The 14,267-nt window shown below is 68.8% G+C and carries 15 protein-coding genes; 11 read left to right on the top strand and 4 right to left on the bottom strand.

All coding sequences use genetic code 11. The annotated features are described in order from the left end of the window. The first annotated feature begins 206 nt into the window (after positions 1–206). The 4 genes from NUG21_RS18535 (at position 207) to NUG21_RS18520 (ending at position 3,774) form a co-directional block, all read left to right on the top strand. Positions 207–410: a hypothetical protein gene (locus NUG21_RS18535; RefSeq protein ID WP_019798351.1), complete on the top strand. Its 204-nt coding sequence runs from the start codon at positions 207–209 to the stop codon at positions 408–410. Positions 411–623: 213 nt separating this feature from the next. Continuing rightward, positions 624–1,259, top strand: coding sequence for a DUF2076 family protein (locus NUG21_RS18530; protein ID WP_263391645.1), 636 nt, complete (start codon positions 624–626; stop codon positions 1,257–1,259). 212 nt (positions 1,260–1,471) lie between these two features. Next, positions 1,472–2,848 (top strand): type II toxin-antitoxin system HipA family toxin YjjJ, encoded by a 1,377-nt coding sequence (gene yjjJ, locus NUG21_RS18525; RefSeq protein ID WP_019797510.1) that lies wholly within the window; start codon positions 1,472–1,474, stop codon positions 2,846–2,848. A gap of 101 nt (positions 2,849–2,949) precedes the next feature. Further along, entirely contained in the window at positions 2,950–3,774 is an 825-nt protein-coding gene (locus NUG21_RS18520; protein ID WP_263391644.1) for an alpha/beta fold hydrolase, read from the top strand. Between the two features lie 147 nt (positions 3,775–3,921). On the opposite strand, the gene NUG21_RS18515 is transcribed toward NUG21_RS18520, so the two are convergent. Then, positions 3,922–5,139 carry a glycoside hydrolase family 30 beta sandwich domain-containing protein gene (locus tag NUG21_RS18515; RefSeq protein WP_263391643.1) on the bottom strand — a complete coding sequence of 406 codons (1,218 nt, stop codon included), beginning with the start codon at positions 5,137–5,139 and terminating at the stop codon, positions 3,922–3,924. Positions 5,140–5,473: 334 nt separating this feature from the next. Between NUG21_RS18515 and NUG21_RS18510 the strand changes: the two genes are divergently transcribed. The 3 genes from NUG21_RS18510 (at position 5,474) to NUG21_RS18500 (ending at position 8,532) form a co-directional block, all read left to right on the top strand. Continuing rightward, entirely contained in the window at positions 5,474–7,561 is a 2,088-nt protein-coding gene (locus NUG21_RS18510; protein ID WP_263391642.1) for a beta-galactosidase, read from the top strand. A gap of 206 nt (positions 7,562–7,767) precedes the next feature. Further along, positions 7,768–8,088 carry a DUF3817 domain-containing protein gene (locus NUG21_RS18505; RefSeq protein ID WP_019797727.1) on the top strand — a complete coding sequence of 107 codons (321 nt, stop codon included), beginning with the start codon at positions 7,768–7,770 and terminating at the stop codon, positions 8,086–8,088. A 111-nt stretch (positions 8,089–8,199) separates the two neighbouring features. Next, a complete protein-coding gene (locus NUG21_RS18500; protein WP_263391641.1) occupies positions 8,200–8,532 on the top strand; it encodes a hypothetical protein in 333 nt (110 codons plus the stop codon). A gap of 27 nt (positions 8,533–8,559) precedes the next feature. Here NUG21_RS18500 and NUG21_RS18495 read toward each other — a convergent pair whose 3' ends face one another. Both NUG21_RS18495 and NUG21_RS18490 read right to left on the bottom strand, forming a co-directional pair. Continuing rightward, positions 8,560–9,651 (bottom strand): DUF1615 domain-containing protein, encoded by a 1,092-nt coding sequence (locus NUG21_RS18495; RefSeq protein ID WP_263391640.1) that lies wholly within the window; start codon positions 9,649–9,651, stop codon positions 8,560–8,562. A 64-nt stretch (positions 9,652–9,715) separates the two neighbouring features. Further along, complete coding sequence (locus tag NUG21_RS18490) at positions 9,716–10,543, bottom strand: NAD(P)H-dependent oxidoreductase (protein ID WP_263391639.1); 828 nt, start codon at positions 10,541–10,543, stop codon at positions 9,716–9,718. Positions 10,544–10,612: 69 nt separating this feature from the next. On the opposite strand from NUG21_RS18490, the gene NUG21_RS18485 reads away from it, so the two are divergent. Then, the gene (locus NUG21_RS18485) at positions 10,613–11,521 is read left to right on the top strand and encodes a LysR family transcriptional regulator (protein ID WP_263391638.1); all 909 of its coding nucleotides are present in this window, start codon (positions 10,613–10,615) and stop codon (positions 11,519–11,521) included. Positions 11,522–11,544: 23 nt separating this feature from the next. On the opposite strand, the gene NUG21_RS18480 is transcribed toward NUG21_RS18485, so the two are convergent. Further along, the gene (locus NUG21_RS18480; protein ID WP_263391637.1) at positions 11,545–12,381 is read right to left on the bottom strand and encodes a class I SAM-dependent methyltransferase; all 837 of its coding nucleotides are present in this window, start codon (positions 12,379–12,381) and stop codon (positions 11,545–11,547) included. A gap of 61 nt (positions 12,382–12,442) precedes the next feature. On the opposite strand from NUG21_RS18480, the gene NUG21_RS18475 reads away from it, so the two are divergent. The 3 genes from NUG21_RS18475 (at position 12,443) to NUG21_RS18465 (ending at position 14,129) form a co-directional block, all read left to right on the top strand. Beyond that, positions 12,443–12,661, top strand: coding sequence for a hypothetical protein (locus NUG21_RS18475; RefSeq protein ID WP_263391636.1), 219 nt, complete (start codon positions 12,443–12,445; stop codon positions 12,659–12,661). A gap of 50 nt (positions 12,662–12,711) precedes the next feature. Then, complete coding sequence (locus NUG21_RS18470; protein WP_242084171.1) at positions 12,712–13,587, top strand: DMT family transporter; 876 nt, start codon at positions 12,712–12,714, stop codon at positions 13,585–13,587. Positions 13,588–13,772: 185 nt separating this feature from the next. Next, positions 13,773–14,129 (top strand): hypothetical protein, encoded by a 357-nt coding sequence (locus NUG21_RS18465; protein ID WP_242084170.1) that lies wholly within the window; start codon positions 13,773–13,775, stop codon positions 14,127–14,129. Positions 14,130–14,267 lie beyond the last annotated feature (138 nt).

The raw sequence follows: 14,267 nt of genomic DNA, 5'->3' as shown, positions 1-14,267 counted from the left end.
GCGAAGACCGCCAATCAAGCGGTGCCTGGCGAGTTCAGTGTTTCGGTCAAGCAAGTTCGATGTAATGCCGCGGATTGGAGCGTCCTCACCTCCGTCGGCAAGACGTTGAACGGCCGTGTGTCGGCGGGACAGGCCGCTGGGCACCTTCACCATCCACGCACGCGTGGCCGGATCACGATGGCACCTCTCTACTCGCCGTGACGCCCATGTCCTCGTCCAAGACGCCTCCGTGGAAGAAGCCGAATCCGCGCGGTCAGCGCAGCCAGCCGTTGTCGCCTTCGCAGAAGGCGGCCGCGCGACAGCGGGCCGATGAGAACGGCCGCCCGTATCCGAACCTGATCGACAACATGTGGGCGGCGCGGCTGCCGCATGCGACGTCCTCCTCCCGTTCGGACATCGACGCGGAATAATCAGGGCGTCTGCGCTTGGATTGGGGCGTACCTGGCGCGCGTTGTCGGAAGAATGTCGGAGTTCGCCATTGCAGTAACCGGTCTGCTTTTCCTGGCGCGCGCGATTGATGAATGCCGATACACCGGAGCTCGGACGTACCCTTGGCCTGCGCCGGGCGATGCCCATACCGTGCCGTGCCGGCACTGGGCCGGTCATCGCATCCAGGTACGGGTATGACTCCGCAAGAACAGCAGCTTCTCGAAGACTTCCTGGCGCGCCTGCGCAGCGCCGGCGGGGTGGCCAAAGATCCGCAGGCCGACGCGCTGATCCACGCGCGCCTGGCCGATCAACCCGATGCCATGTATCTGCTGGTCCAGCGCACCTTGCTGCTGGAGCACGCGCTGGAGGCCGCCAAGGCGCAGATCGCGCAGCTGCAGCAGGCCGCCGCGCCACCACCGCCGCCTGCCAGCTTCCTGGGCCAGGGTTTCAATGCAGCGCCGCCACCGTTGCCGCCGGCGCCCGCCGCCGCAGGCGTCGCAGGCGCCGGCGCGCCCGGCTGGCGCGAGCGCTGGTTTGGTGGCGGTGCCGCGGCCGCGGAGCCGACGCCGGCCCCGGCCGCCGCGCGTGGCCCCAGCTTCCTCAGCAGCGCGGCCACCACCGCGGCCGGCGTGGCCGGTGGCATGTTCCTGTTCGAGGGCGTGGAGAGCCTGCTGGGCGGCCACCACGGCGGCGGCCTGTTCGGTGGCAGCGCGCCGCAGGAGACGGTAGTCGAGAACATCACCAACAACTACTACGACGACACGCCGCAGCAGGACATGGGCCAGGACTTCCAGGACGACGGCGACTTCGGCAACGACAACTGGACGTAGCCTTGTCGCTTGCACTTCTGCCGGATCGGCCAGGCGAGCGCCTGCAGGGCGCTCGTCTTAGGTTCGGAGGAAGGCCGACCATCCATCGCTTCAGGTATCTATTCAAAAAAGCAGTCGCCAGCAGACCTGTGTCGAGGTAATGGTCAAGTAATACAGCTGCTTACAAGTCTAGTTCTCTTGACTATCTATTCATAAATCTATTCAATCCGGGAATGAGCGAGGCCCGGCTACGCGATCTGATTGCCCTTCTGCGCCATGAGGGAGCGGCGACGGCGCCTCGTATTGCAGCGGCGCTCGGCGTCAGCCAGCCGACGGTCTCGCGTCTGCTGACCGCCGCCGGCGATCAGGTGCTGCGGATCGGCAAGGCGCGCGCCACGCGCTATGCGCTCAGCCGTGCGCTGGGCCGGGCAGGTCGGCACTGGCCCCTGTTCCGCCTGCGTCCTGACGGGCGCGCCGAGACGCTTGGCGATCTCCACGCCATGCACGGCGATGGATTCCTGTTCGTTCCGCAGAACGCGCGACCGGTCCTGGTGCATGGTGAATTCGCCGATGGCGTGTTCCCGGGGCTGCCGTGGTTCCTGGACGATCAGCGTCCGCAAGGCTTCCTCGGCCGTGCCTTCGCACGGCGCGTCGCTGAAGACATCGGCGCGCCGCAGGATCTGCAGCGCTGGCGCCCTGACGATGTCGTCCTGTCGTTGCTGCGGCATGGCGACGATCAGCCCGGCGATCTGGTCCTGGGCGAGTTCGCTTTGCAGCGTGCGCAACAGGCCGCCCTGCAGCCGGCTGATGCGCTGGAGAAGGCGCAGCGATCCCAGCATTATCCGCAGCGCGCCGACGCCGTCTTGCGTGGCGAGGCGGTGGGCTCGTCGGCAGGAGGCGAACAACCGAAGTTCACCGCAATACTGCACACGGAAGGCGGCTACACGCCGGTGATCGTCAAGTTCAGCGAGCGTGCCGGCACGCCGGCCGCGCAGCGTTGGAGCGACCTGCTGCGGTGTGAGCACCTGGCCAGCGACATCCTGCGTGCGCACGGCATCGCCGCCGCCGAGAGCGAACTGCTCGAGAGCGACGGTCGCGTGTTCCTGCAGTCCACGCGGTTCGACCGCACGCCTGTGCTGGGACGACGCGGCTTCGTCTCGCTGGCCGCGGTGGATGCGGCCTACTTCGGCCATGGGCGGATCGACTGGTGGTCGTTCGCACCGCAACTGCAGCGCGACGGCTGGCTGAGCGACGCAGATGCGCAGCGCCTGCGCGTGTGCGGTTGGTTCGGCGCCTTGATCGGCAACAACGACATGCATCTGGGCAACGCTGGCCTGATGCTGGACGATGCCTTGCCGCTGGCCTTGGCACCGATCTACGAGATGTTGCCGATGGCGTTCCGGCCTGCGGCGAGCGGCGAGGTGGTGGAGCGCGCCTATGTGGTGCCGTTGCCGACCCCAGACCAGCGCGACGACTGGCGTGCAGCGGCGGGCATGGCGGTGCAGTTCTGGGAGCGTGTCATCGAGGACGTGCACGTGTCCGCGGCCTTCCACAGCATTGCGCGGGACGCGCTGGCGCAGGTGACGCGCGCCCTGCCGCGGATCGGTTGAGCGCTTTCGCACCGCGTTAAACGACCCGACACACGGCGCTCACGCGGGCAGGACATGGGGCGGGAGAAGCTGCCGCGACTCCCCACCACGAGGTCTTGCCCATGGCTGCAACCAACGCGCGCGTCCGTCTGCATGTCGAAGATACCGGCGGTGCCGGCCGGCCGGTGATCCTGATCCATGGCTGGCCGCTGTCGGCCGAGGCGTGGAAGGACCAGGTCGGGCCGCTGCAGCAGGCGGGCTACCGGGTCATCGCCTACGACCGTCGCGGCTTCGGCCGTTCGGAGAAGCCGGCGGACGGCTACGAATACGACACCCTGGCCGACGACCTGGCGGGCATCATCGAAGACAAGCAACTGCGTGACGCGGTGCTGGTCGGCTTCTCGATGGGCGGTGGCGAAGTGGCGCGCTACGTGGCGCGCCACGGCACCGACAAGCTGGCCGGCGTGGTGTTCGCTTCCGCGGTGCCGCCGTACATGCTCAAGACCGAGGACAACCCGGAAGGGCCGCTGAGCAAGGAGCAGGCGCAGGAGATGGAGCAGGGGCTGAAGGCCTCGCGCGAGACCTTCTTCGACGACTTCACCCGCGGCTTCTTCAGCGCGCACGGCACGCTGAAGGTCAGCGAGGCGCAGCGCCAGGAAGCGATCGCGCTGTGCCTGCAGAGCGACCAGACCGCGGCGCTGGGCTGCATGCAGGCGTTCGGCACCACCGATTTCCGCGAGGATCTCAAGAAGGTCGACGTGCCGACCCTGGTGTTGCACGGCGACTCCGACGCGACCGTGCCGTACGAGGGTTCGGGCCAGCGTACCCACCGCGTCATCGCCGGCAGCGACGTGGTGCTGCTGAAGGATGCGCCGCACGGCTGCAACACCAGCCATGCCGAAGAGTTCAATCAGGCCTTGCTGGCGTTCCTGGCCAAGCTCGGGTGATCGCCAGCTTTCGCATCCGTGGCGTGTCGCCGTGCTGCCGCAAGGCGCGGCACAGCGACGATGTAACTCAAAAGTAGCTGGAAAATCCACCCGCGGCAGCGCTCAGCTGCCGCGGGTCGATCCAACCCACTCAGGCCATCGTGCCGGTCACTCGCCGACCAGCGTCGCCACGCTCTGCGGGTCGACGTAGACCACGGTCTGGCCCGAGGCCACGCTGTACTTGCCGCCGTAGCCGACGTTGAGGGTGGACGAGGTGCTGTACTTGGTGAACGCGGAGGCGCTGCCGGCGGGAACGCGCACGGTGATCTGCCGATGCTGGGTGCCGGTGTTGACCACGACCAGGGACAGCTTGCCGTTCGGGGTCTTGTAGGCGCTGACGGCGACATCGTTGTACGGCGCGGCAGTGGCGCCGATGCGCACCGAACCGGGACGCACGAAGCGCGCGTATTGCGACATCACGTAGCCGCGCTTGCTCACCGTGCCGTTCTCGGCGATCAGTCCGTAGCTGCGGCGGATGTACCACCAGATGTAGCCGCTGTAGTTGGCAAGCATGCTGTTGTGCAGTTCGCTTGCCACGCCGAGCGCCGACGGCCAGGCGTTACCGTCGGTGTTGTCGGTGTAGTGCTCGGTCATCCACAGTTGCTTGCCCTTGCTGCGCGCCAGCGGGTAGTCCTTGGGCTGGACGCCATACAGGTGCCCGCCGATGATCGACAGGTATTGGGCGGCGCTGCTGTTGAGCACCGGGTCGGTCAATGCCGGGTTGAAGCCCAGCGACTCGGCCGCGAGCAGCTTGAACTTGCCGAACTTCGCGCCCTGTGCGCTGATGAAGTTGAGGAAGTCGGTGCCGTTCCAGTCGCCCGACTCGTAGTCTGGGTGCCAGTCCGGCTCGTTCTGCAGCGACAGGGCGTAGATCGGCGCGCCCTTGCTGTCCATGTAGGCGGTGAAGTCCAGTAGGTGCTTGGCGTAGGCATCGTAGTACTGCGACAACAGCTTGCCGCCGTTGTTGAGGCTGTTGTTGGACTTCATGTAGGCCGGTGCCGACCACGGCGTGGCCAGCAGCACCGCGCCGTGCGCGCGTGCCCGCACCGCCGAGGGCACCTGTTGGCTCCAGCCGGAGCTGGACGGATCGATGCGCATGCGCATGATCGACAGGCCGATCTGCCCCGTGTCGCTGCCGAACGCCAGATCGACCTGGGCCGGGGTGAGGTCGGCGATCCAGCCGGCGCCGTTCATGCCGCCGAAGCCCTGGATGGTCTGGTGGACTTCGGACGGATTGACGGTGACGGTCTGCGCCGAGGCGCCACCGGCCGAGAACAGCGTGGCGGCCGCGGCGAGCAAGGTGCCGAGCAAACGAGGGGTCTTCATGATGGTTCCAGGGGTTGGGGGAGGCGTGACGCTAGCCAGCGCAGATGACCATTTCAATGTCGCGATCGTCCAAAGCGTTCAAGTGAGACCGGTGGCGCAACGCGAGCGCAACGGCGTCCTCAGTCACACGGGGGCGCGGGTCGCCCGGGATGGCGCGGTGCAGCGTTGGCGCACCCTCCATTACGCGGTGAGGTGCGAGGTGGGCATTGTGCGCAGTTGCGCGCGCAAACGCCGCAAGATGCACAAGTGCGCACAGGACAAAGCTGCGCACAATGCACACGCCGTCAGCACGCAGGGGGGGTGCCGGCGTTTCCTGTTGCGAAGGATGTTGCGCATGCCACTGTTCCGTTTTCCGCAACGCTGCGGCGTTGCGCTGTTCGCCGTGCTGTTGTCGATCGCGCTCTGCGTGCCGCCGTTGGCGCGGGCGCAGGCCACCCGCTATCGCGACGCTGCGCCGCTCTTGCTCGGCGTGGCCTGGTATCCGGAGCAGTGGCCGGAAGCGCAATGGGAGCACGATCTGGCCCTGATGCAGGCGGCGCACGTGCGCGTGGTGCGGATCGGCGAATTCGCCTGGAGCCGGATGGAGCCGCGCGAGGGGCAGTACGACTTCGCCTGGATGGACCGCGCCATCGCCGCTGCCGCGCGCCACGGCATGGTGGTGGTGCTGGGCACGCCGACCGCGGCGCCGCCGGCCTGGTTGACCCAGGCCTATCCGGACACCTTGCGGGTCAGCCAGGACGGGGTGCGCGACGAGCATGGCAACCGCCAGCAGTTCTCCTTCGCCAGTACCCGCTACCGCCGCTTCGCGCACGCCATCGCTGAGCAGATGGCGCAACACTACGGTCACAACCCGCACGTGGTCGGCTGGCAACTGGACAACGAGTACGCGCAGTCTTCGTTCGATCCCGAGGCCAAGGCGCAGTTCCACGCCTGGCTGCAGCGCAAGTACGGCAGCATCGAGGCGCTCAACCAGCGCTGGGCCACCGCCTACTGGAGCCAGACCTATAACGACTTCGCGCAGATCCCGGTGCGCGAGGACGAGGAGAATCCGGCGCTGCTGCTGGAGTGGAAGCGCTTCGTCAGCGATACCTGGACCGACTACTCGCGCAACCAGATCGACGCGATCCGCCCGCATGCCGATCCGCGCCAGTTCATCACCACCAACACCATGGGCTGGTTCGCCGGCTTCGACGCCTACACCGTGCACGGCGTGCTCGACATCGCCGCCTGGGACGACTACGTCGCCGGCGAGCGCTACGACTGGGTCGACAACGCCGCCCGCCACGATCTCACCCGCGGCTACAAGCAGCGCAACTATTGGGTGATGGAGACCCAGCCGGGCTTCGTCAACTGGCGTGCGACCAACGTGGCGCTGCGCAAGGGCCAGGTGCGGGCGATGGCCTGGCAGGCGGTGGCGCATGGCGCCGATGCGGTGTCGTACTGGCAGTGGCGCGCCGCGCCCAACGGACAGGAGGAATACCACGGCACCCTGGTCGGTGCCGATGGCACGCCGGTGCCGGTGTATGCGGAGATCCAGCAGGTCGGCGCGGAGTTCGCCAAGGCCGGGCCGGCGCTGGCCGGCACCACGCCGCAGGCGCAGGTGGCGCTGATCAACGACTTCGACAGCCGCTGGGCGATCGGCTTCCAGAAGCACGCGTCCGACTTCGATCCGGTCGTGCAGATGAAGAGCTTCTACCGTCCGCTGCGGCAGCAGGCGCAGGTGGTCGACGTGGTCTCGGCGATGGCGCCGCTGGAGCGCTACAAGCTGGTAGTGGCGCCGGCGCTGAACGTGCTGACCGAGGCGCAGGCGCAGCGGTTGAAGGCCTACGTCGAACACGGTGGGCATCTGGTGCTGGGGCCGCGCAGCGGCATGAAGAACATCGACAACGGCCTGCATCCGCAGCGCCAGCCCGGCCCGCTGGCGGCCTTGCTTGGTGGGCGCGTGGAGCAGTTCTACGCGCTGGACAAGCCGATCCCGCTGGCTGGCGCCGGCGCCGACGGCAGCGCCAGGATCTGGGCCGAACAGTTGCAGGCCACTGCCGCCGATACCACCGCGCCGCTGCACTACGGCACGGCCAATGGCTGGCTGGACGGTGCGCCGGCGTTGCTGACCCGGCGCGTCGGCAAGGGCCGCATCAGCTATGTCGGTGGCTGGTTCGACGACGCCACGCTGGATCGCCTCACCGACGACTGGCTGCGCGACGCCGGGGTGCAGGCGCCGCTGGCCGACATGCCGGAGGATGTGGAAGTGGGCGTGCGCAGCGACGGCACGCGCCGCATCGTGGTGCTGATCAACCACGGCACCGCCGCGCACGCCGTGCGGCTGCCGGCAGCGATGCGGTCGCTGCTGGGGCCGGCGCCGAGTGGCGATACGGTGCAACTGGCGCCCGACGACGTGGCGGTGCTGGAACAGCGTCGCTGAGCGCTGCCGCGGTGCGCTGCGGCGCACTGCCGGCTAACAGGTGACGGATCGGTGCAACTTGGTGCGCCCGGTCCGCACCGATGCGCCAAGCACGACGGCACGCTCTACAATGCCACTGCCAGCGGGCGTCGCCGCCGCCATCGCGTCGCGGCCTCGTTCCCTCACTGGAGTCGCGTGTGTCCTTGTCTTCTTCTGCTTCTGCTCCGTTGTCGCCGGTGGGCCGGCTGTTCGCCGCTACCGCCGTGTTCGAAGGCCTGACCTGGGCCGGCCTGTTGCTCGGTATGTTGCTCAAGTACGGCACCCAGACCACCGAATTGGGCGTGTGGCTGTTCGGCCGCCTGCATGGCGTGGCGTTCCTGCTGTACGTGGTCGCCAGTCTGGTCGCGGCGCTGCGCTTGCGCTGGCCGTGGTGGGCGTGGGTGCTGAGCCTGTTGGCGGCGTTGCCGCCGCTGGTCACGGTGCCGCTGGAACTGTGGTTCCGCCGGATCGGCCTGCTCGGCGCGCCCCGCCAGCGCGCGGCGGGCTAATGCTGGCGCTTCGGCGCAGGCGAGGCGCGTCGCGGTATGCGCTGCGGCGCGTTGTGCCGACGTTCTCCAGCATCGCTCTAGACTGCAGTGCCTAGCGCAGGCGAGGAGGCCATGGGCAAACGCAAACGACGACCGCCCCCACCAATGCCGACACCCACGCGCCTGCAACGGCTGGTCACGCGTCTGGAACGGCCGGTGTTGATGTTGATGGCGGCGGTCATGGTGGCGGTCGCCGCGATGAAGCTGTACCTGCTGGCGAAAGCGCTGCAGAGCGGCGTGTATATCAGCGTACCGAGAGCCGGGCCGAAACGGATCTATCTGTTGGCGACCGATCCAGGCCACTATTGGTTCTCGATCGCCTGGGACAGCGTCCTCTGCCTCGTGTTGCTGGCACTGGCCATCGCCACGGGCTGGGCGCTGATGGCGTTGCGCAAGCCGAAGTAGCATCGGGCCGGTGGATCGCCGCGACCATCACTTGGCCAGGCAGCGCTGCCAGCGCTCGGCCACGCGCTGCGCGAACCAGGCGGTGGTGAGCTTGCGGGTGATCTTCGGGCTTTCCAGGGCGATGCCCGGCAGCACCGCGCGTGGCAGCGGCTTGCCGGCATCGCGGTCGGCCAGCGCGAACACCTGGCGATACAGCGCGCTGTCGGCGAAATCCGCCTCGCCGCCGCGCTGCAGCTCGCGGCGGATCGTGCGCGCGTCCATGCCCAATTGGGTGCCCAGGCTGCGTGCGGCGCGCTCGGTGGCGCCGGGGGCGTCGAGGTCGGCGCCGGGCGTCAGCAGATCGCCATCGAGGGCGAGCGAGATGCCGCTGGCGCGCGCCAGTGCAGCCTGGAAGGCGGCATTGCGGCTGGCGTACCAGCCGGCGTTGAAGTCGGCGAAGCGGTACAGCATCGCCGCCTCGTTGGGGTAACCGAGCAGGTGGCGGGTGCCGAACCAGATGCCGCCGCGGCGGCTGAACACCGCGTGGCGCACGCTGTCGTTCAGCGGGTACGGGTAGCCGTCGGTCTGCGCTTGCGCAAAGGCAATGCTCACCTGCATCGGCCCGGCGGTGTGGACTGGGTTGAGATCGCCGAACAGACGTTGGCCCAGCGGCACGCTGCCGGCGATGTCCTCGAAGAGGGCGCTCAGATCCTGCTCGGTGCGCGCGGCGGACAGACGCTCGGCATAGCTGCGGCCGTCCGGCCCGCGTAGCTGCAGTGCCGCATCCAGTGCGAACGCCGGCACATGCAGTGCGGTCGCGCGCTTTTGCAGTTCCGCCCGTGCGATCTTGCCCAGCCCCGGCACCGAGGGATTGGTCTGGTAGGTCGATTCCTGTTCGATCACCGCCAGGACCGCACAGATATTCTCGGCGCTGGTGCCCAGGTTCTGCGAGGCCAGGGCCACGTAGACGTCGTCGGCCCAGCCGTGGCGGTCGGGCACCGTGGCCGGGATACGCCGGGCGATATCGGCCTTGACCTCGCTGGGCGTGCGCTCGGGCACGCGCGGCGCCTGCGTGGCGCAGGCGCCGAGCAGAGCGGCGCTGCACACGGCGAGCAGGCGGGCGAAGACGGCGGTGGGCATCGGCGGGGCGGTTCCTGCGGGATGGCGATCGTCTGCATCCTACAGGCGCGGCGTCGGTACCGCGCTAGGGTGCCGGCGTCGCCGCGGTGCGCTCGGAAGTCGCTGCCGCGTGCGCGTCCGCCACATGGATGCCGACGCCACTGCGGCCGGGTGCAAGATCGTCCCGCAGCGTCAGTGCCGGAATCGTGTAGTCGCCGCCATTCTGCTTGCGAAAGGCGATCGGTGCGGCGCTGAACAGCGTATCCAGGCGCTCGCCCAGCGCCGCGCTGGTCTGCGCGAAACGCGCCGCCTCCATGCGTCCGCTGCGGTACACCACGAACGGCGGCAGCACATCGAACCCGGGGTAATGCAGGATGCCGTGCTGGATCGGGAACAGCAGGTCGTCGATGGGGCCGTTGATGCCGCGCGGCGCGTAGTGCGATTCCCAGCCGCCGGCGGTGACGATCAGCATCGCGCGCTTGCCGGCCAGCGCGCCTTCGCCATAGCGATCGCCCCAGTGCGTGTCGGAATGTTCGCCGACCCCGTAGGCGAAGCCGCAGGCATACACGCGATCCACCCAGCCCTTGAGGATGGCTGGCATCGAGAACCACCACAGCGGGAACTGCAGCAGCAGCGCATCGGCCCAGCGCAGCTTGTCCTGCTCAGCGGCGATGTCCGCGCGCTGGCGGCCGCTGGCGAAGGCGCGCTGCGAGTCGCGCGAGGGATCGAAGCGCGCGTCCGCGGCGCCGTCCAGGCCGTCCTGCGCGTCGACCGTGGTCTTCCAGTCCATGGCGTACAGATCCGAGACCTGGACATGGTGGCCGGCGTCCTGCAGGCGCTGCACGGCCACCTGCTTGAGGGCGCCATTGAGCGAGGCGGGTTCGGGGTGGGCGTAGACCAGCAACACGTTCATGCGGGTGCTCCATGAGGGAATGCCGCCACGCTAGTCCGCCGTTCGCTATAGTGGAAATGAATTGCCTTAATGCCCGTTATTACGATGGTTGATCTGCGGCGCCTGGATCTCAACTTGCTGCTGACGCTGGACACGTTGCTCGACACGCACAACGTGACCCGCGCGGCGGCGCGCCTGCATCTGTCGCAGCCGTCGGTCAGCGTGCACCTGGCCAGGCTGCGCGAGGCGCTGGGCGATCCGCTGCTGCTGCCCGGACCACGTGGCATGCGCCCCACCGCCCGCGCCGAGGCGCTGCGTGCCCCACTGCGCGAGGCCTTGCAGGCGCTGCGGCAGGCGGTGGCGCCGGAAGCGCCGTTCGATCCGGCGCGGGCGCAGACGCTGTGGCAGGTGGCGGCTACCGACTACGGCGCTTCCACCGTGCTGCTGCCGGCGATCGCCGGCTTGCGGCGGGTGGCGCCGGGTACCCGACTGGCGGTACTGCAACTGGCGCCGCCGGCGATCACGCAGCAGGCCGAACAGAGCCAGATCGACCTGGCCCTGCATACCGTCGCCGACGCGCCGCCCGGCCTGCACCGCCGCACGCTGTTCGCCGAGCGCTATGTGTTGGTGGGCCGTGCCGGCCATCCGCGGTTACGCCGGCGGCCGAGCCTGGCGCAGTTCTGCACGCTCGAACACGTCATCGTGTCGCCCGACGGCGGCGGCTTCAGCGGCGTGACCGATGCGGCACTGCGCGCGCACGGCCTGCAGCGCCGCGTGGTGCTGTCGGTGCCGCACTTCCTGTTCGTCGTCGCGGCGCTCCAGCGCAGCGACCTGGTGGCGATGCTCCCCGAGCGCCTGGTGCGTGGGCAGTCCGGCCTGCAGGTGTGCGCACCGCCGATGGAACTGCCGGGCTACGAAATGGCCATGCTCTGGCATGAGCGCGTACACCGCGATCCGGCGCATCGCTGGTTGCGCGAGCACCTCCTCGCGTCGATCTGACGCCGCGTTGGTGCGCGACCGCTTCATCGGCGCGTGGCCAGCACGCCGTCCAGCGCCAGCTGCGCGGCGAAGCCGGCCTTCTCCAGGCGCTTGGCCACCTCGCGCGGCACGTCGCGGCCGCTGGTGAGCTTGTTCGGGCTGCCGGTGTAGTGGAACAGCCGGCCGCCGCGGCGTAGCACCCGCGCGAGTTGGTCGTAGAAGGTTTGCGCATAGAGCTCGCCGGCGATGCCGAAGCGCGGCGGGTCGTGCAGGATCGCATCCATCGACGCATCGGCGATGCCGCCGATAGCGGCGCCGACATCGCCCTGGGTCAGCTGCAGGCGACCGTCGCTGGCGGCCGGATCCGGCGACCAGGGGTTGAGCGTGCGCAGCCACAGCACGTCGGCGTTCTTCTCGAACGAGTGCAGTCGCGCCACGCCGGCCTCCAGTGCGCAGGCAGCGAAATAGCCGAGGCCGCCGCAGGTATCCAGCACCTGCTTGCCGCGCGGTTCAACCAGCGCCACCTTGCGCCGCGCGTCCTCGAACGGCGACAGCTGCGCGCTGGGCAGCATCTTGATGCCGTCGATTTCGAAGGTGGGCGCGCCCCACTCGGTCGGCACCAGCTTGATCAGCGCGCCGCCGAAGCGCGACACCGCTTCGAAATCCTCGCCATCCCAGTAGTAGAGCGTGCGGTCCTTGAGCTTGCCCGGATAGGGGTAGTCGCGCTCCTGCCACTGCCAGCTTTCAGCGCCGAGCAGTGCCTGACCCTGGCTGCGTTCCAGGTCGAGCGAGCCGGACCAGGTGGTGGCGCCGGCATCGCGCGCGGCGAGCAGCGCGGCGGCGAGCGGACGGGTGAGCAGGGGGCCGGAATAACGGGTCACGTGGGATCTGCCGGCGCCAGGGCGCGGCACTGGGCTCGGATGCGGGAACGCATCGTAACCGATGCCTCTGTCCACCCGCATCGCCGGCGCACGTCGCCACGCGCGTATTTCCGAAGCAATCGGAAGCACCGATGGCGGCAAGCCGCAGCGCGACGACCACTGCGCGCGACGATGTCGGCCAACAGAGCGGCTGGTGCAGCGAACGCGGCTCAGCGATCGGAATGCCCGTTCTTTTCATTGCCAGCGCGGCGGCAGCGCCACGACAAAAGAGGGATACTGACCATCCCCCCACGTACGCCGTCGCAGCGCCGCTGCCGGTCAGGATCGTCCATGCTCAAGGGTGTGCTGCTCGGTTTCGCCTGTTATGCCGCCTACTCGATCAGCGATGCCTTCGTGAAGGGGCTGGAGGGGTCGTTGCCGGCCTACGAGGTGGTGTTCTTCGGTGCGCTGCTGATGCTGTCGGCGCTGCCGTTCCTGAAGAAGCCGGGCGATCGCTGGCGCGAGGTGGTGGTGGCGCAGCGGCCCAGCATCTGGCTGCTGCGCGCGTTCACCGGTGCGGCTGGCAATCTGTCCGCGGTCACCGCGTTCACCCTGCTGCCAATGGCCGAGGCGTTCGCGCTGATCTTCCTGATGCCGATCTTCGTCACCGTGCTGTCGGTGCTGCTGCTCAAGGAAGAGGTGCGCTGGCGGCGCTGGCTGGCGGTGATCGTCGGCTTCATCGGGGTGCTGGTGGTGCTGCGGCCGGGCTTCCGCCATCTGGGCCAGGGCCATGTCGCGGCGATCGTCTGCGGCCTGGTGGGGGCGGTGTCGGTGATCAGCCTGCGCATGGCCGGGCCTGGCGAGAAGCGCCTGACCCTGTACGGCGCCGGCGTGATCGGCCCGCTGCTGATGGGCGGGCTGTTGATGCTGCCGACCTTCGTCTGGCCGACCTGGCAGCAGTGGATCCTGCTGGCCGGCTACGGCCTGCTTGCCGGCCTGGCCGCGATCTTCATGATGTACGCCTCGCGGGCGGCGCCGATCAGTGCGGTGGCGCCGACCCAGTACAGCCAGATGCTATGGGCCATCGGCTTCGGCTACTGGCTGTTCCACGACCACCTGGACTGGCCGATGGCGGTGGGCATCGCGCTGATCCTGGGCGCCGGCCTGTTCACCCTGGTGCGCGAGGAGAAGGTCACGCGGTGGTGGCGGCGCACCAAATTGGTGTGAGTGTCGCCGCCTGAGCCGATCTCGGTCGCCACACCGGCGCCGATCAGGAAATCGCCGATACGGCCGCGCGCGCAGCGCGGCGATGCTGCCGACTCACGGACGAGGCAGGGCAGCGGCGCGTGGCTGCGAGGGATCGCTGCGGTCGCCGCGTCATCGGACTTTCCTTATCAAGATCGGAGAACGGCATGACGAACAATGCGATGGGGCAGTTGCTCGACGCCGCGGCCCATGCGGGCGCGGCCGGCGTGCGGGTGGTGGCAGGCGTGGTCGGCGCGGACGGTGCGGTCCGCAACGGCGCGGGGTACACGGTGGCGCATGTCAGCACCGGGCATTACCTGGTGCGTTTCCAGCCGCCGTTCCAGGCGCTGGACGGGGTGTCGGTGACCCAGATCTATCCCGGCGACGGCAACACCTGCGACAACGCGGTGATCATCCGCCTGGATGCGGGCCAGGTCCTGCTGAAGACCGGCGATGGCGGCGGCAACCAGTCCGACCGCGATTTCAGCTTCGTGGCGATCGGGCAGGGCGGCGCGCTGGCCTGAGCGACGGCCCCCGCGGCGGCGCGGGCGGCATGCGGCGCCGCCCGCGCCGCTGCGGGGGCCACCCGGCGCACGCGCGGCTGGCGCGCGCTGCCGCCATCTTCTATGTTTGCAGGCTAATCCCTCGCGATGGCCTGCGCT

This window comes from Xanthomonas sp. CFBP 8445 (genome assembly GCF_025666235.1).
GTDB classification, from domain to species: Bacteria; Pseudomonadota; Gammaproteobacteria; order Xanthomonadales; family Xanthomonadaceae; genus Xanthomonas_A; species Xanthomonas_A indica.
This window is presented reverse-complemented; position numbering and strand designations above follow the sequence as displayed.